Here is an 18093-nt window from a genome sequence, read left to right on the forward strand (position 1 = left end):
AAATCATTTTAAGAAAGAGAGCTAATTATGGCAGAATTAGACGAACGTTTTACAAAGTTTTTGCTTGATTCAGGTGCGCTTAAATTTGGTGACTTTACGCTGAAATCTGGTCGTCAATCACCTTATTTTATTAACGCTGGTGCTTTTGACGACGGCATGAAAATCGCAAATCTAGGCGCATACTACGCTGAGCGCGTTGTTGCAGCAATCGAAGATGGCAAACTTCCGCAAGATATCGACACTGTTTTCGGACCTGCTTATAAGGGCATTCCGCTGGCAGTTTCTACGGCAATGGCTTTGACGAATAATCATAATATGCCTGTTGGTTTTACTTTCGATCGCAAAGAGCGAAAGGATCATGGCGACGGCGGAATTATGGTTGGAAAACCGTTAAAAGACGGCATGAAAGTTCTGTTAGTTGACGATGTGATGACTGCTGGAACTGCAGTTCGCGAAACTTTGCCAAAGCTTAAAGCGGAAGCAAATGTGCAAGTTGTTGGCTTGATTTTGGCAGTAGACAGAATGGAACGCACGAAAGACAGCGAGCTTTCTGCAGTAAAAGCAGTAGAGCAGGAGTTTGGCTTCCCAGTTTTGCCAATTGCAAACGTGCGCGAAATTTTCGCTGCAGCAAAGCGTTTAGTTAATGCTGACGGTAAGCCAGTTATGGATGAGGAATTAGCTTCGCGTGCTGCAGATTACTTGCGTACGTATGGTGCGTAATTATCCTCTACAATTTCGGAACCAAACGGCCACAACGCAAGTTTTGCCATTTTGAAAGATTGTATGCCAAATGGAATGCCAACAATTGTGCAGCAGCAAATGAATCCTGAAACGATATAGCCTAATGCAAGCATTGGTCCAATGAAAAATACAATCCATAGTATGTTCCAAATTGTGCTAGTGCCGCCTTGGTAAATAACATGTTTTCCAAATGGCGTGAGCGTGAGCTTTGCCATTTTGAATGCTTGAATACCGAATGGTATGCCAATAACGGTTATGCAAAGGAGGAAACTTATAAATAACCAGCTTGCAGCAATGAAAAGACCGCCGAATATCAGCCACACAATATTGCCAAGAAGTTTCATAAAAGTAGTATATAAGTTTTTTAAGTTTTAATGAAGTATGATTTTTGATAAGTGATTTATTGTAAGCGGGTTGTAAAATAATGCGTTGCAATAGATGCATTTGTTTAAAGGAAGAATATGTTCTGCACGCAATGTGGTAATAAAAATGATGATAATAGCAAGTTTTGCAATACTTGCGGAGCGCTTTTAGAAGTTACGTCAACAGTCGAGCCGTCAATCCAAAGTCAACAATACGAATTGCCTACTAACGAAGCGCCTACTACTGTATTTCCTGCGCAGGAAGCTTTATCGGATAATCTAAACGTTTTAGGTTCTCCTATTATGGGTTCTTCGAGTGAACAGCCTTCTATGAATAATTCACCTTACGTACAAGGCGAAGCTCCGGCTAATTATTCTCATTCAGAGGATGATAAGCGCAAGAGGAAAGTAATTATTACTTTAATAACCGCTATTATTGCTTGTGTTTTGGTTATAGGTGCTGGTGCATGGTGGTATGTAAATAGTGCGCGAACAGCTCAATCAAATAATAAAACTGAATTACAATCATCAAAATCAAAGAATAATAAATCTAAGCAGCATGTTCTAACCAATGATGATTTAGATTCAGACGATGAAGATAGTGATACTAGCAGCGATAAGGATAACGCTATTGGTGCGAGTGAAAAGCTCAATACCAAAAAAATCAATAAATTAGTAAGCAATTTTGCTTCAAATAATAGCGTATCTGTAGCGATTTCTGGCAAGAAGGGCATATTGTATGAGTCTTCTAATTCTCGTAAAACATTCCCTGCTGTAGGTTTTTATTTCCCTGTTGTTCTTTATACTAAGGATAATCCACAGCATGATTATGAAGATAAGTGTGAAGATGTTATTAAGGCAATGAGTAATGACTCCGCTAATGAGCTTTTAGATGATCAAGGTGGCATAGACGGATTAGATCAATGGCTGTCAGATAATGGCTATGCAAATACATCTTTTACTCGCAAATATGGTGATGTTGATGCATCGAACGATGGTCACGAAAATCTTACTTCTTCTCATGATGCTGCGATGATGCTTTCAAAAGCTATGCAAAATTCGACTATTGCCAATGCGACGGGTTACGATATTTCTGCTGATGGCGTGAACGTTCCAGACGGCATAGAGGTTATGGCTCATCGTGGTCAAGGAATTAAGAATGTTTATAACTATTTCTTGATTCTTAAGAAGGGCAAGAATAGGATCGGAGTGTCTGTTTTAACAAAAAGTGCAGATAAAGATGACGTTGCTGAATTTGTTTCAAAACTGTTGAATTTGTTGAAAAATAATCTCTAAATATATTAAGTTGACGCTTTGTGGCATAATAAGCAAGGTTTATTTCTTAGCTGCTTAATTTGCAGCCTATTAGCGAAAGAAACGGGTAACTCGTGGCACAGACTACCAATGATATTAAGAATGGATCGGTTTTGAACCTTGATGGTCAGCTTTGGACCGTCGTTAAGTTCCAGCACGTGAAGCCAGGCAAGGGTCCTGCTTTTGTGCGTACCACCATTAAGAACGTGCTCTCGGGCAAGATTGTCGACAAGACTTTTAATGCCGGCATGAAGATGGAGTTCGAGACCGTTGATAACCGCACGTTGCAATATTCATACGAAGATGGCGACAACTTCGTCTTTATGGATATGACCACTTACGACCAGGTTTATATTCCTAAGGTTTTGGTTGGCGAGCAGAGCAAGTATTTGCTTGAAGGCACCGACTGCATCGTAAGCTTCCATGATGGCACTCCTTTGAGCGTTGAGCTTCCAGCTTCCGTGATTTTGACTATTACTCACACTGAGCCAGGCTTGCAAGGCAATCGTTCTAACGCTGGTACTAAGCCTGCAACTGTGGAAACCGGTGCTGAAATCCAGGTTCCACTCTTCGTGGGTGAAGGCGAAAAGGTGAAGGTCGACACTCGTGACGGCTCTTACCTTGGTCGTGAAAACTAAAGAATTAATTATCTAATTAAAATAATTAGTTATCTAATTAAATTAGCTATTTATTTCTCAATAATTTTTATAGAGTGACCCGGTGGCGATTATTCGTTGCTGGGTCGCGTAATTTTTGATACAACTTTATTAAGTAATTTTTATACGTTACACAGAAGGGCGTTACGATGGCACGTTCTACCGCTCGTAAAAGGGCTTTGAATACGCTGTATGAGGCGGATGAGAAGAATCAGCATATTCTTTCTTTGCTTGAGGAGCGAGTTAAGGAGCCTGGCGCTCAAACTCCGCTCCCAGAGTACGCTATTGAGATTGTTCGAGGCGTAGGAGAGCGACGTAACAGAATTGACAAGACGCTAAACCGCTATTCGACTGGCTGGAAAGTTGGCAGAATGGCTGTTATCGATCGCAATATTTTGCGCATTGCAGTTTGGGAAATGCTTCTTAATGATGAGATTCCAGATAAAGTTGCTATTGACGAGGCGATTGCGCTCGCAAAAATGTATAGCGACGACGAAGCTATTGCGTTTATTCACGGCTTACTAAGCGCGATTATGGCAGATAAAGACGCTTGCTTGGCAAAGTTTAATGGCGAATCTTCTCCTGAAGACGCTGCTACGGAAGAAGCTGCTGCTGAGTAATGTCTCATTTTGCATGTTTTGAGACCCTCGCGCAGAATGCTTACTGCGTTAGTGTCTCTAGTTGATAGTTTTGGGACACGCGTGCAGTAGTCGCTCGCGCGGATTACGCGCTCGCTTACGAAACTCGCGTTGGAAGTCCACCGGACTTCCAACCTGAGCGAGTTTCCGCTCCGAGTTGCTTTCGCGCGCGCGATGCTGCGCTCAAGCAGGTCGTCGCGCCGGCGCGTCGCCCGTCCGCCAACCTGAGTAGACTTACCACGAATATCCTAAAGCCATAAGGGGGTTAAGGTGGATTACAGCGACACCTTTGCCGGATTCGGCAGTGATGATGCAGTATTGGTGTTGGAGGATGGTCAGGTTTACGTTGGTAAGCCTTTTGGTGCGCAAGGTTCTACGCGCGCTGAGATTGTGTTCTCCACGGGCATGACTGGTTATCAAGAAACATTAACTGATCCAAGTTATGATCAACAAATCGTAGTTCAAACATTCCCACACATAGGTAATACGGGAATGAATCACGAAGATCCAGAATCTGCCCACATTTGGGTTGCTGGTTACGTAGTTAAGAAGCCAAGCCCAGTAGTTAGCAATTGGCGAGCTGAAGGTTCCTTGGAAGACGATTTACAAAAGCAAGGTATCGTTGGCATTAGTGGTATTGATACTCGAAAGCTGGTACGTCATTTACGCTCGGTAGGCGTTATGCGTGCCGGCATTTTTTCTAATAAGGCCCTGGTTGATCCGTCAACCGGGGCTTTTCGCACCGTCGCTTCTTTCGTTGACGAAATTAAGCAAACTCCTCAAATGCAGGGCTTGCGTTTAACGGATGAAGTCAGTACTAAAGAAACGTACACGATTGAGCCTTGCGGTGATTTTGAAGGAAAAGATCCACTTTACACTGTTGTAGCAGTCGACTTTGGTATTAAATCTATGACTCCTCACCGTTTGGCTGAGCGCGGCTGCCGCGTGCACGTTGTAAGCTCCTCAATAAGCTTCGAATCGCTGCAAGCGCTTAACGCAGACGGCGTATTCTTCTCGAATGGTCCTGGAGACCCTAGCCAAGCAAATCGCGAAGTTGAGCTTTTGCGCAAAGTTTTGGATGCAGGTTACCCGTTCTTTGGTATCTGCTTTGGAAACCAGTTACTTGGTCGCGCGCTCGGCTTTGGAACTTACAAGTTGAAGTTTGGTCACCGCGGTATTAATCAGCCTGTAAAAGACGTTACAACCGGAAAAGTGGAAGTTACGGCTCACAATCACGGCTTTGCTGTGGACGCACCTCTTGACGGTCCTGTGCAATCTCCTTACGAAAACGGACACTTTGGTCGCGTGCTAGTTTCGCATATTGACTTGAACGACAACGTTGTAGAAGGCTTGCAATGCCTTGATATTCCAGCGTTCTCGGTGCAATATCATCCGGAAGCTGCAGCAGGACCGCACGACGCTTCCTATCTATTTGACCGTTTTGTGCAATTGATGCGCGAAAACGCTCGAAAAAGCAAGTAATACTCGAAAAAGCAAGTAAGATTTTAAGATTTACGGAAAGAGAAGTTTACTATGCCAAAACGTACTGATATTAAGTCGGTTATGGTAATTGGTTCCGGTCCGATTGTTATTGGTCAGGCTGCAGAATTTGATTATTCCGGAACGCAGGCTTGCCGAGTTCTTCGCGAAGAAGGTATTCGCGTAATTTTGGTCAACTCTAACCCGGCTACTATTATGACCGACCCGGAGCTTGCGGACGCAACATATATTGAGCCAATTGACACTTCGATTTTGGAGCGAATTATTGCGAAGGAGCGTCCGGATGCGCTTCTTCCAACGCTTGGTGGTCAAACTGCGCTTAATGCTGCAATGGATTTGGGTCGTGCAGGAATCCTAGAAAAATATAACGTTGAGCTTATTGGTGCTTCTTTGGAAGCAATCGACCGCGGAGAAGACCGAGAGCTTTTCAAAAAAGTCGTTGAAAAAGCCGGAGCTGAGTCAGCAAAATCCTTTATTGCTCACTCAATCGAAGAAGTAGACAAAATTGTTGAAACTTTAGGATACCCGGTAGTAGTACGTCCAAGCTTCACAATGGGCGGCTTGGGCTCTGGTATTGCTCATAACGAAGAAGAGCTTCACCGCATTGCAGGAGCTGGCATTCACTATTCTCCAACAAACGAAGTGCTTATTGAAGAAGGCATTGAAGGCTGGAAAGAGTTTGAGCTTGAACTTATGCGCGACGCAAAAGATAACGTCGTAGTTGTTTGCCCAATCGAAAACGTCGATCCTGTAGGCGTGCACACTGGCGACTCGATTACAGTTGCTCCTTGCTTTACGCTTACAGACCGCGAGTATCAGAAGATGCGCGATATCGGTATTGCTATTATTCGAGGCGTTGGCGTCGATACTGGCGGTTGCAATATTCAGTTTGCAATCAACCCTCAAACTGGTCGCATTATCGTCATCGAAATGAACCCGCGCGTGTCCCGTTCTTCCGCGCTCGCATCTAAAGCAACCGGCTTCCCAATCGCAAAAATCGCAACGAAACTTGCTCTCGGCTACACTTTGGACGAAATTCAAAACGATATTACTCGTTCAACTCCTGCAAGCTTCGAGCCAACAATCGACTACGTTGTAACAAAGATTCCGCGTTTTGCTTTCGAAAAGTTCCCAGGAGCAGATACCACGCTTACAACTTCCATGAAGTCTGTCGGCGAAGCAATGGCTTTGGCTGGAAACTTCCAGGAATCCCTTGGAAAAGCAATGCGCTCAATCGACAAGCGTCACTCATGCTTTAGCTGGGATGGTGAGCGCCCGAGCAAGGAAGAAGTTAATAAGCTTCTTGAAGAAATGCATACTCCAACCGAGCATCGCTACTTGCAAATTCAGCGCGCGCTTTGGGGTGGGGCAACGCCGGAGCAGATTTTTGCAGCAACAAAAATCGACCCTTGGTTTGTAGAGCAGCTGGCTCAAATTAACGAGACTGCGCTCGCAGTTCGTGAAGCTGAAACCTTAACTCCTAAAGTTTTGAAGCGCGCTAAGCTCGCTGGTCTTTCGGACGTTCAAATTGCGCATTTGCGTAATCTTGGCGACGAAGGCGAAAACATGGTTCGTGAGCTTCGTTGGGCTTACGGTTTGCGCCCTGTTTACAAGACTGTTGACACTTGCGCAGCTGAGTTCGACGCAGCAACTCCGTACTACTATTCTTGCTACGCTGACGAAAGCGAGTTGAAGAAGCGTGATCGCGAAGCTGTGATTATCCTTGGTTCTGGTCCAAACAGAATCGGTCAGGGTATTGAGTTTGATTACACATGTGTTCACGCTGTTCAGGAATTGGGCAAGGATTACGACACCATTATGGTCAATTGCAATCCTGAAACAGTTTCTACAGATTACGACATGTCTGATCGCCTTTACTTTGAGCCTCTTACTTTCGAAGATGTGCTTGAAATTTACGAAGCAGAAAAGAAGCTTGGACCTGTTAAGGGCGTGATTGTGCAGCTTGGTGGTCAAACGCCACTTTCGCTTGCCGCTCGTCTTAAGGCTGCAGGAGTTCCAATTTTGGGAACGACTCCTGAGGCTATTGATTTGGCTGAAAACCGTGAGCTTTTCGGCGAAGTTCTTCGTCAAGAAGGCATGAACGCTCCTCGATACGGCACAGCGTTAAGTCTTGAGGAAGCAAAAGATGCAGCTCACGCAATTGGCTACCCAGTTCTTGTGCGCCCAAGCTACGTGCTCGGCGGTCGTGGCATGGAAATTGTATATGACGATGCTCAACTTGCAAAGTATGTTGATCGCGCATTGGATGAGGCTCGAGCAGACACGGTTGTTTCTGGCAGATTGCCTTCGCCACTTTTGATCGATAAGTTCCTTCAGGACGCTATTGAAATCGATGTTGACGCGCTTTACGACGGTAACGAGCTTTATATTGGCGGCATTATGGAGCATGTTGAGGAAGCTGGTGTGCACTCTGGTGACGCTGCTTGTACTCTTCCTCCAAGCACGCTTTCGGACGATCAAATTCGACGCCTTCGCGAGGGTACGCTTTCGATTGCTCGCGGCTGCTCAGTTCGCGGTCTTATCAATGTACAGTACGCTTTTATGGCAAACACTTTGTATGTAATTGAAGCAAATCCTCGAGCGTCTCGTACTGTTCCGTTTGCTTCTAAAGCTACTGGCGTTGCTCTTGCTAAAGCTGCTGCTCGAATTATGGCTGGTGAAACCATTGCACAGCAGCGCAAGCGTGGACTTCTTCTCCCGCAAGGCGATGGCGGAGATATTCACCCAGGTCAGCAGGTTGCTATTAAAGCTTCTGTGTTGCCGTTCAAGCGTTTCCGCACTCCTGTTGGTCGTACGGTTGATATTTTGCTTGGACCAGAAATGCGCTCTACTGGCGAAGTTATGGGTTTTGATCGCGACTTCCCTCACGCTTTTGCTAAGAGCCAGCTTGCAGCATACAAGGGCGGTTTGCCTACCAGCGGCAATGTGTTTGTGTCCGTAAGTGATGCAGATAAGCGACAACTTCCACTTCTTGCAGTGCGATTAGTGGAGCTTGGTTTTACGATTTGGGCTACTGAAGGTACAGCTTCTGTGCTTCGTCGTTATGGCATTGATTCTGTTATTGTCGATAAGCTTTCTAGTCAGGGCGACACGGCGAAGGATATGCCAAATAGTGAGAAAGCGAACGAAAGAATCGGTAAGAATGTTGTAGAGCTTATCGAAAATGGTAAGATTGACATGGTATTAAATACGCCGAATTCAAGGGGATCGCGCACTGATGGTTATGCCATTCGTGCGGCAGCTGTAGCAGCTGATCTTCCACAATTCACTACTATTACCGAATTTGCACCAGTATTAATGGCTATTGAAGCTGTTAAGAACAACGATTATCAGGTGATGAGTATACAAGAACATGCTCAGCAGCTGTTTGCAATTGAACAGGCAGAAAGTCAAGAAAGTCGGGCTTAATACATGACCGAGAGCATTCGTGATCAAGAAGTGCAGGCGCAACGATCCGATTTTGGTTTGCGTTTGAAGAACGCTATGGCAAAATATGGACCATTGTGTGTTGGAATCGATCCTCATCGCAAAATGCTGCTTAATTGGGGATACAACATGGATGCTCTTGGAGCTGAACTTTTTTCTATGCGAATGCTGCAAGCTATGAATGGTAGGGCAGCGGCAGTTAAATTCCAATCCAGCATGTTTGAGCGCTACGGTTCTAAGGGTTTCGCAGCACTTGAGCGTGTGCTGTATGCCGCTCGTCAAATGGATATTATTACTATCGTTGACTGCGGTCATGGAGGATTGTCTACTACTATTTCTGCGCTTGCAGACGCATATTTTAAGCCTGGAGCTCCGCTTCTTGCTGATGCTATTACTTTGCTTCCCTATTATGGCGCACGTTCTATGGGCGGCTTAATTAACGAAGCTCTTAATAACGGTCGCGGTGTTTTTATTGCGTCTCTAACTTCTAATCGCGAAGGCGCAAGTTTGCAAACTGCTATTAGGCAGAGCGGAACTTACCGCGGAACTACTGTAGCTCACGGAATTGCTCAAACAGCTCAAAGTTTTAACAATAAAACTAAAGGAATGGGTTCTGTTGGTTTAATTGTTGGAGCTACTATTGGCGACTGGATGAACGGTGGTGGAATTGACGTAACCAGTTTTACTGGTCCAATTCTTTCTCCTGGTTACGGGTGGCAAGGTGCAGAAGCTGACGATTTAAAGCGTGTTTTTGCTGGTACACATGGTAATGTATTGGTAACTGTTTCGCGTTCGATTGCGTCGCATGGTCCAAATATTGGTGAACTTTCGGCTGCAACTGAACGCATAGCATTGGATATTCGTCAGGCTCTTGTTGATTCAGGCGAATGTGTGTAAACGAGGGGTAAGCAAATGGGTGCCACGGATGAGGCTGCAGTTTCGCAGTCTAGACGTCGATTAATCGTATTAACGGGTCCTACTGCGGCTGGTAAAGGCACAGTAGAAGGCATACTTCGTGAGAAGCATCCTCATATTTGGCTATCTGTTTCTGCTACCACTCGTGCGCCTAGACCTGGTGAATTTAATGGTATTCACTATTGGTTCTTGGATGAAGAAGAATTTGAGCGTCGTAAGCGTAATGGCGAATTCTTGGAAACCGCGCTAGTTCATGGCATGGCTCATTATGGTACCCTTCTTCAGCCTGTTTTGGATCATCTTACGCAAGATATTCCTACTTTGCTGGAAATAGATTTGCAAGGAGCTAGGCGCGTAAAACAAGAGGCTGCTCGTCTTGGATTAGAAGTTGTGTACGTGTTCATTGCGCCTCCGAGCTTTGAAGAGCTTAAGCGTCGTCTTATTGGTCGTGGTACTGAAACTTCTGAGCAGCAAGCAAAACGTTTGGAAACTGCTAAAGTTGAGATTGCTGCAGCTAAAGAGTTCGATGTTGTTATTGTGAATGATAATGCTGAGCGTGCTGCAGATGAACTGTGGAATGTTATTGCAAGCGAATACGACTTATAGTTAAAACTTACGCAATATCCAATCGATAGCATATAATAAGCCTTTTGGAACTATTGTAGCACCATAGAATTTGGAGAATATTATGGCATTAGGCACTCAGCCAACACCTACTGGTCTTGCGAATCCACCGATTGATGATTTAATGCAACATGCGGATTCCCAGTATGCGCTTGCCTTATTTGCTGCAAAACGAGCACGTCAAATTAATGCTTATTTTACTCAGCTTAATGAAGGTTTGCTTCAAAATGTTGGCCCACTAGTTGAGTATCAAAATCAAGAAAAGCCTTTAGCTATTGCTTTCCGCGAAATTAATGCTGGATTGCTTGAAGAGACTCTTGGTGAGGACGACTTAAGCGAAGGTAATTAATAAGCCTTGCTAATAAACGTCTTTATGGGTATTCGCAGTCGCGTATCATCCGTGCTCAATAAAGCGGATGCACGGCTGCGTTTTTCGCTTTATTTAGCCTATATTTAGCCTTTATCGACTATGAACTTAAGGGGGAAATGTGGAAGAACGTAAATTAATTTCTGCAGAATCTGTAACTGAAGGTCATCCTGACAAGTTATGCGATCAAATTGCTGACGCTATATTGGACGATATGCTTCGTCAGGATTCTCATGCGCATGTTGCTGTAGAGGTTTGTGCTTCCGTTGGTCAGTTCGTGGTTTTTGGTGAAGTGCGTGGTGAAGTTTATAGCGATATTCCGGGAATTGTACGTCAAGTTGTTCGTAATGTTGGCTACACGAGCTCCACAATTGGTCTTGATGCTGATTCTTGTGGTGTTATGGTTTCTTTAACTGAGCAAAGTGCGGAAATCAATCAAGGTGTTGCTAGGTTGGATGCTTCTTGTGAGAGTGCATCTTCTCGTGAGGAGCGCTACGCTGCTCAAGGTGCAGGCGATCAAGGTGTTATGTTTGGTTACGCTAGCGACGAAACAGATACTTTAATGCCTTTGCCGATTTATCTTGCTCATCGTTTAGCTCAAAAGCTTGCTAAAGTTCGTAAAGATGGCACTGTTGCGCATTTGCGTCCGGATGGGAAAACTCAAGTAACGATTGAGTACGATTCCAAAGGCACGCCTAAACGTTTGGATACTGTGCTTATTTCTACTCAGCATGATCCAGAAGTTTCTAGAGACTGGTTACAAGATCAGCTTGTTGAGCATGTTGTTAAGCCTGTGTTGGACGAAGTTCTTGCTCAAAAAGTTGCGCACGATTCGTACCGTATGCTTGTAAACCCTACTGGTTCTTTTGTTTTGGGAGGCCCTGCTGCTGATTCGGGCTTAACTGGTCGAAAAATTATTGTTGACACTTATGGTGGTGCTGCTCATCATGGTGGTGGAGCTTTTTCCGGTAAGGATCCTAGTAAAGTTGACCGTTCTGCAGCTTATGCAGCTCGCTGGGTTGCAAAAAATATTGTGGCAGCTGGTTTAGCTCATAAGGCAGAAGTTCAAGTTGCTTATGCTATTGGTATTGCTGATCCTGTAAGCGTAAACGTAGAAACTTTCGGAACTGAAGCTGACGGTATTACGCGCGCAGATATTGCGCGTGCTGTGCGCGAAGTATTTGATTTGCGTCCGGCTGCGATTATTGACGAGCTTAACTTGCTTCAGCCAATTTATGCTCCAACTGCAGCTTATGGTCATTTTGGTCGTATGGATGTCAAATTCCCTTGGGAAGAAACGAATCGTATTGAGCAATTGAAAGATGCGCTAAAAAAGTAGTTTTATTGATAAATTTTGCTGTAAAATAACAGTAATTATGTGATGTAATTCAAGTAAAACTAAGGGTTATTTATGGCAGAGCAACCTTCGCTAGACGGCTTAGCGCGTAAAACAAGACGTAAGCGCAATGCTGTTTCTCTAGTGCCTGCTAATGAATGCCCTATTGCGCATGTGATGCTCGATGTTCAAGCTTCACATTTAGGTCGTACTTTTGATTACTTGATATCGCAAGATCAAGATGAATCTGCTCAGCCTGGGGCGTTTGTACGCGTTCGTTTTGGAGCCCAAAAACTCACTGGAGTTATTTGGTCTCGTTCTTCGCATACTGACACCCCTCATGCTGCTTTAAGATTTTTAGAACGAGTGTTTCCTTCAGATGTTTTGCTTTCTAAATCTTTGCGAGACGATATTGACGCCATAGCTAAAGCTTATGGTGGAACTAGCTCAAATATTTTGCGTCTTGCTGTGCCTCAACGCGTAGCTCGTGTTGAGCATGAGGAAGTTTTTGACAACATACGCTTGCAACGCAGAAAACAGTGGCGTGAAAATCTTAAGAAGCGTTTGCAAAACGATAACAATACAAACCCAGGTTACGCTACAACTTCTCGCATGATTTATGATTACGAAAATGCAAATATTTTATACAATGCATTAATCAAAAAATCTATTGACGCAAGTTTTAGTGAAAATAAAGCAGAAAATCAATTAGTCAAGCAAGCAGAAAATAATTCTTCTCAATCTTTTATTGTAGACGCTTTACCAGGTTCTTGCCGGCTTGCACAAGATTTAGCGTGGATGATTGTCACTGCTTTAAGCGCGTGTAAGCAGGCTGTTGTAGTTTTGCCGACGCTAAGAGAAGTCAATGATGTAATGCGCGCGCTAATGGTTTATGGCTTAAAGCCATATAAGCGCGTAAGTGAGAATCATCGTGGTTTTTCTGCTGGAAGTTTTGATGGCGATGTCGCTCGACTTTGTGCTGCGGATCCTCCAGCTGATAGGTATAGAGCTTGGCGCGCAATCGCGTCCGGAATAGTTCCTTGCGTTCTTGGTACTAGAGCTGCAATGTATGCTCCAGTTGAGGGAGATGCTTTATTTGCGATTGTTGAAGATTGCGCGTACCAATATGCTGATGGCATGATGCCGTATGCTCAAGCGCGTGGCGTTATGCGGCTTCGTGCGAAAAGGCATGGCGGCGTATTTGTGTCAATGTCGTATTCCAGAAGTGCGCTTAGTCAAAGTGAAGTAGACTGCTATATGTCAAATGCGCAAGATGCGCAAACTACTCAATCTGCGCAAAGTGTGCAAGGTGAGCAAGCTGTTCAAACTGCTGAGGCTGCTAAAACTGTTAAAACTGTTAAAGCTATTCAAGCTGCTAAAACAATAAGCGGATCTAGTATACCTGTAAGCGCGAGTAAACTTGCTCGCGAAAAGTTAGTTCCTTGGGTTCGTTGGCTTAATCGTGAAGCTTTACTAAAATTAGCTGACCCAAGCATTGGCGCTCGCATACCGCATAGCGCAGTAAGAGCTATTAACGATGCTCTTTCGGATGGTAAGCCTGTGCTGCTTTCTATTGCGCAAGATGGTGTGACGCAATCGGCTATATGCTCTTCGTGCAAACGTCAAGCGCGCTGTAGACGATGCACCGGGCCTCTCGATGTTGCAAATAGTCAGCAAACAGCACGTTGCTCATGGTGTGGTGCTAGTGCAATAAATTGGTCTTGTTCTAATTGTGGCAGTAGCAATATGCGAGTTATACGAGTTGGTGCTGCTGGCGTTGCGGAAGAATTATCTAAACTATTTCGTAACGTGCCTATTATTATTTCGTCACAACACCAACCGAACGGAATTATCCAGTGTATTGATGAAAAACCTGTAATTGTTGTTGCAACTCCTGGATGTGAGCCTCGCATACAAACGCAAGACGCAAATTGTAATGGAGAATATGGTGTTGTAGCAATACTTGATACGTGGGTAAGTTTGTACGCTTCAGGGCTTGATGCGCGAATAGATACGCTTAATTCGTGGATGAAAGCTTCTGCTTTATGTGCTCCTAGAGCGCGTGGAGGAAGTGTACTTCTTATTGGTGAAACGTATCCTGTTCTTGCGCGCGCGCTTACATTGTGGGATACGACTCAACTTTCTTGCAATGAGCTTTCAGAAAGAGCTCAAGCAATATTGCCGCCTTGCGTAACTGCAGCATGCGTATGGGGTGCTCGTGATGCGGTTATGCGTGCGATTGAAAATATTGGTGCAATGCAAGAAAATCTTGGGTGCGAAAGTAGTCAAGATGCTGATTTTTCAGCAATTTCTCCATTATTAGGAATTGTTCCAATGCATCCGCCTGTTACAGACAAATACCAGCATTTTGACGATATTTACGACCGTGTAAAAGCTGTAGTAAGAGTTCCGCTTTATTTAAGACAAGAATTAGTGAACCGATTGCACAAGGAAGTAGCTCGTCACGTAGCAACACGTGCTGCAGGAGAGTTGCGTTTTTGTGTTGATCCAAAAGATTTATTAGCGTACTAACTTACTAATAGGGGAGAGAAAAATGGTAAAAATATATCATTGCGCAGTTTTGGGAGATCCTATTTTGCATTCGCTGTCGCCTGTGCTTCACAACACGGCTTATAAGGCTTTGGGGCTTACGAATTGGCAATATAGTAAGGAAAAAGTAAGCGAAACGGATCTTCACGATTTTATTACGCATCTTGATGATTCTTGGAAAGGCTTAAGCCTTACTATGCCGCTTAAAAAAACCGTAATGAAACTCGGTACACCTTGCGACTACTGGTCGCGCACACTTAACGTGGCAAATACTGCAGTTTTTACTAGCAACCCAGCAGCCGCTTCGCAATCGCAAATAAAGCTATACAACACTGACGTAAGTGGCATATTAATAACATTTATGCAAGCATTACATGAGCGCATATGCGAAGTAAAAAAGGCTGTTATTATTGGCAGCGGCAACACTGCATCCTCTGCACTGGCAGCTTTAATTGAAATTGCGCAAGTGGCAAAGCTTGAGCAAGTGCAAGTTGTTGCTAGAACTGAAGATGACGGTAGTGTAAAAGGCGTTGAACGTTTTAATAATCTTATACAAAAGTATTGCGCTGATTTTCCAAATAAAATAAGCATAGGTCAAAATAATAAAAGCGAAGAAAATGACGCTATGTATGAGCCTGTGCAAGGTATTGAGTTCCCAACAATAAGCGAAGAAGTATTTTCAAAATTTGCAGACTATAGCGCAGAAAAATTGAGCGCAGAAAAATTGTCAGAATGTGATAAATCTCTCATTTTGAAATCTTTAAATTCACTAGAAGCTGTTCGTGCAATCGCAGAAGCAGACATAGTAGTAAGCACAGTTCCAGCGCATGTAGCAGATCCAATTGCGCTTGCGTTGAAAGCATACTGTCAAGATAGTGCGCATAATCAAACGAAATTAGGAACATTGCTTGACGTAGTTTACGATCCTCGCCCAAGCATGTTACTTAGTGTATGGCAACAATATGGTTGCGCTATTGGCGGAGAAGAAATGCTTTTGCAACAAGCTTTAGCACAAGTAAGTCTTATGACGATTGACTACAGGCAATCTAAAGAAAATTTTGAGGATTGTGCTGAGACTGGCGCTGAGGATTGTGCTGAGACTGGTTCTGAGCTTGGTTATAAACCTAGTGCTGACAAGGCTAGATATTACGATGACTTAAGTAGTCTCATGCGAAAAGCCTTACAGGAGGCATTATGAGCGATAATACGCAACATACTACGCAAAGTGATACGCAAAGTGATGTGCAACATACTACGCAACGTTCCGCGTCGACTAGCGTGCAACTAGCTGACGGATTTGAAGTTATGCTAATTACCGGCATGAGTGGAGCTGGGCGATCGCACGCTGCTAACGCGTTGGAAGATATGGGATGGTATGTTATCGATAATCTTCCGCCAAAACTGCTCATACCGCTAGTAGATATGATGACTTCATCCGGTTCTAAAGTGCATAAGCTTGCTGCTGTTATTGACGTGCGTTCTAGAGGATATTTCGACGACCTGTTTGCAGTTCTTGCGCATATTGATGACCTTGGTGTAAAAACGCGAATTCTGTTTCTAGATGCTTCAGATGCTGTGCTTATTAAGCGTTATGAGTCTGTGCGCAGACCGCATCCTTTGCAGTGCGGCGGCAGACTTATTGACGGTATTCTAGAAGAGCGAGAGCTGCTCAGTCATTTGAAAGATTGCGCAAATATTATTATCGATACTTCTGCACTTAGTATTCACCAACTTTCTACAAAGCTTTACGAAGGATTGCTTGGAAAAGGCTCTTCTACGGTTTCTGTGCATATTTTCAGTTTTGGATTTAAATACGGCATGCCAATGGACGCTGATTTTGTTGCCGATATGCGATTTTTGCCGAATCCTTTCTGGGTTCCTGGATTAAGGGAGCTTACAGGTAAGGATCAAGCTGTGCAAGATTACGTTTTATCGAATCCTGCGGCAATTGCATTTTTAGATTCTTATGAAAATGCGCTTCTTACAGCTATCGACGGATTCGCTAAAGAAGACAAGCATTACGTGACTATTGCTGTAGGATGTACTGGTGGTCAGCATCGTTCTGTTGCCGTAAGTATTGAGCTTGCTAGACGTTTGAGATTGCACGGTTTGCAAGTTACAGTATCTGCAAGAGAGCTGCAGAGAAGATCGTAGTAAGTGAAGAAGTAAAGTAGTGAAGAAGTAAAGTAGCGAAATGCGATTATGAAACTAATCAATTAAAATTAATTAAAAAATTAAATAAAATTGCGTAAATTATATAAAATATAAAAATCTTGTACTAAAAGCATGTAAAGCATGTGCAAAAATCGGTAAAATGTCCAACGTATTCTGTATCACAGAAAGCCGGGCATGTCGTGTGCCACAGCATCATGCAAGTACCCAACAGCACTCATATTTTAAGAAGAACAAAAGTAGGAGGTTGTCCCTTGGCTCTTCTTGACGACGTCAAAAATGAACTCGTTTCAAACAACAATGAGCTCCCGACTGTCATTATGGCTCAAGCTGCAGCAATGATGCGCTTTGCTGGCGGCTTAAGGCCAGTAAATAATCAGGCTGTTATTCGCGCTCAGTTAGATTCTCAGCGTGCAGCTCAGTGGCTTGTTGAGGTATTGAAAACTCATTTCCAGAGGGAAGCAACAATTGCTCAAGTTTCTCGTCAAACTCCTACGGGCACTGTAGTTCGCTATGACGTGGTAGTTGAGCGTGGTGCTGCAGCATTGGCTTTGCAATCTGGTCTTCTTGATCGACGTATGAGAATTGTTGCAGGTCTTGCACCTGAGATTGTTGGTGGAAGTATCGCCCAAATCAAAGCAGCTTGGCGTGGTGCTTTCTTGGCTCACGGTGCTATTTCGGATCCTGGCAAAGCTAGCTATTTGGAAGTTGTTTGCCCAACTCATGAGGCTGCAAATGCTTTGCAAACTATGGCAGCGCGACTTGGCATTAGCGCCAAGGCTCGTCAGGTTCGTAGCTCTGAGCGAGTGACGTTGCGCGATTCTGACGCAATTGAGCGAATGTTGATTTTGATTGGTGCTCCTCGTTCTGCTCGCGAATGGACCGGTAAGCGTTCGGACGGTGAAGCTCGCGGAAAAGCAAACCGTTTGGCTAATTTTGACGATGCGAATATGCGTCGTAGCGCTAAGGCTGCTGCTGAGGCATGCGAAAAGGTTCGTCACGCATTCGATATTTTGGGCGACGATATTCCGGATAATTTGTTAATGGCTGGAAAGCTTCGTCTTGAGCATAGCGACGCAAGTTTGGAAGAGCTTGGTCACTTGGCTGATCCTCCTATTACAAAGGATGCGATTGCAGGGCGAATTCGTAGACTTTTGCAGCTTTCGGCGAAGGTTGAGAAGTCGCGTATGCAGCAGCTTTAATGCTGATTTTGCGTGGTTTGTGTGCGTAACTGTAAAGTTTCTGCCGTTTTTTGGCGTGCAACCGACTTTTTCTTTACATGCGCGTAAAGTTTCTGCCGTTTTTTTGTTTTTGGCTGGTGTTTGGCTGGCGGGTTTCTGGAGTGGTTGTGTGAGATAGGAATTACTAGCGCGACGACCTGCTTTCGCGCTCAGAGCGTAGCGCGCGAAAGCAACTCGGAGCGTGAGCTTGTTCAGACGGAAAGTCCAGTGGACTTTCCGTGCAAGCTCAG

At 44.3% G+C, this 18093-nt stretch carries 15 protein-coding genes; 14 read left to right on the top strand and 1 reads right to left on the bottom strand.

Translation table 11 applies throughout. The annotated features are described in order from the left end of the window. Positions 1-27: 27 nt before the first annotated feature. Positions 28-720: an orotate phosphoribosyltransferase gene (gene pyrE / locus HXT43_RS01945; RefSeq protein ID WP_004106403.1), complete on the top strand. Its 693-nt coding sequence runs from the start codon at positions 28-30 to the stop codon at positions 718-720. Here pyrE and HXT43_RS01950 read toward each other — a convergent pair. After that, on the bottom strand, positions 696-1085 hold the full coding sequence (locus HXT43_RS01950) for a YccF domain-containing protein (protein WP_004106402.1): 390 nt from the start codon (positions 1083-1085) through the stop codon (positions 696-698). The two genes, pyrE and HXT43_RS01950, sit on opposite strands and share 25 nt — an antisense overlap. 117 nt (positions 1086-1202) lie before the next feature. On the opposite strand from HXT43_RS01950, the gene HXT43_RS01955 reads away from it, so the two are divergent. The 13 genes from HXT43_RS01955 (at position 1203) to whiA (ending at position 17824) form a co-directional block, all read left to right on the top strand. After that, on the top strand, positions 1203-2399 hold the full coding sequence (locus HXT43_RS01955) for a zinc-ribbon domain-containing protein (RefSeq protein ID WP_004119041.1): 1197 nt from the start codon (positions 1203-1205) through the stop codon (positions 2397-2399). A gap of 92 nt (positions 2400-2491) precedes the next feature. Further along, positions 2492-3055: an elongation factor P gene (gene efp / locus HXT43_RS01960; protein WP_004111770.1), complete on the top strand. Its 564-nt coding sequence runs from the start codon at positions 2492-2494 to the stop codon at positions 3053-3055. Positions 3056-3222: 167 nt separating this feature from the next. Continuing rightward, a complete protein-coding gene (gene nusB / locus HXT43_RS01965; protein WP_415707154.1) occupies positions 3223-3693 on the top strand; it encodes a transcription antitermination factor NusB in 471 nt (156 codons plus the stop codon). 288 nt (positions 3694-3981) lie between these two features. After that, on the top strand, positions 3982-5193 hold the full coding sequence (carA, locus tag HXT43_RS01970; RefSeq protein WP_112928691.1) for a glutamine-hydrolyzing carbamoyl-phosphate synthase small subunit: 1212 nt from the start codon (positions 3982-3984) through the stop codon (positions 5191-5193). Between the two features lie 51 nt (positions 5194-5244). Beyond that, positions 5245-8640, top strand: coding sequence for a carbamoyl-phosphate synthase large subunit (gene carB / locus HXT43_RS01975; RefSeq protein ID WP_004119051.1), 3396 nt, complete (start codon positions 5245-5247; stop codon positions 8638-8640). 3 nt (positions 8641-8643) lie between these two features. Beyond that, the gene (pyrF, locus tag HXT43_RS01980; RefSeq protein WP_004106386.1) at positions 8644-9555 is read left to right on the top strand and encodes an orotidine-5'-phosphate decarboxylase; all 912 of its coding nucleotides are present in this window, start codon (positions 8644-8646) and stop codon (positions 9553-9555) included. A 15-nt stretch (positions 9556-9570) separates the two neighbouring features. Further along, the gene (gene gmk, locus HXT43_RS01985) at positions 9571-10179 is read left to right on the top strand and encodes a guanylate kinase (RefSeq protein ID WP_117009017.1); all 609 of its coding nucleotides are present in this window, start codon (positions 9571-9573) and stop codon (positions 10177-10179) included. Positions 10180-10261: 82 nt separating this feature from the next. Then, positions 10262-10546, top strand: coding sequence for a DNA-directed RNA polymerase subunit omega (rpoZ, locus tag HXT43_RS01990; protein ID WP_004106383.1), 285 nt, complete (start codon positions 10262-10264; stop codon positions 10544-10546). Positions 10547-10685: 139 nt separating this feature from the next. Next, entirely contained in the window at positions 10686-11903 is a 1218-nt protein-coding gene (gene metK / locus HXT43_RS01995; RefSeq protein WP_004106381.1) for a methionine adenosyltransferase, read from the top strand. A 72-nt stretch (positions 11904-11975) separates the two neighbouring features. Then, on the top strand, positions 11976-14432 hold the full coding sequence (locus tag HXT43_RS02000) for a primosomal protein N' (protein ID WP_415707155.1): 2457 nt from the start codon (positions 11976-11978) through the stop codon (positions 14430-14432). Positions 14433-14454: 22 nt separating this feature from the next. Beyond that, the gene (locus tag HXT43_RS02005) at positions 14455-15648 is read left to right on the top strand and encodes a shikimate dehydrogenase family protein (RefSeq protein WP_410299666.1); all 1194 of its coding nucleotides are present in this window, start codon (positions 14455-14457) and stop codon (positions 15646-15648) included. 107 nt (positions 15649-15755) lie between these two features. Beyond that, positions 15756-16604 (top strand): RNase adapter RapZ, encoded by an 849-nt coding sequence (rapZ, locus tag HXT43_RS02010; RefSeq protein ID WP_117009030.1) that lies wholly within the window; start codon positions 15756-15758, stop codon positions 16602-16604. Between the two features lie 272 nt (positions 16605-16876). Next, positions 16877-17824 carry a DNA-binding protein WhiA gene (gene whiA, locus HXT43_RS02015; RefSeq protein WP_004119060.1) on the top strand — a complete coding sequence of 316 codons (948 nt, stop codon included), beginning with the start codon at positions 16877-16879 and terminating at the stop codon, positions 17822-17824. Positions 17825-18093: the final 269 nt, after the last annotated feature.

The organism is Gardnerella sp. DNF01195 (assembly GCF_049244175.1).
GTDB lineage: Bacteria > Actinomycetota > Actinomycetes > Actinomycetales > Bifidobacteriaceae > Bifidobacterium > Bifidobacterium leopoldii.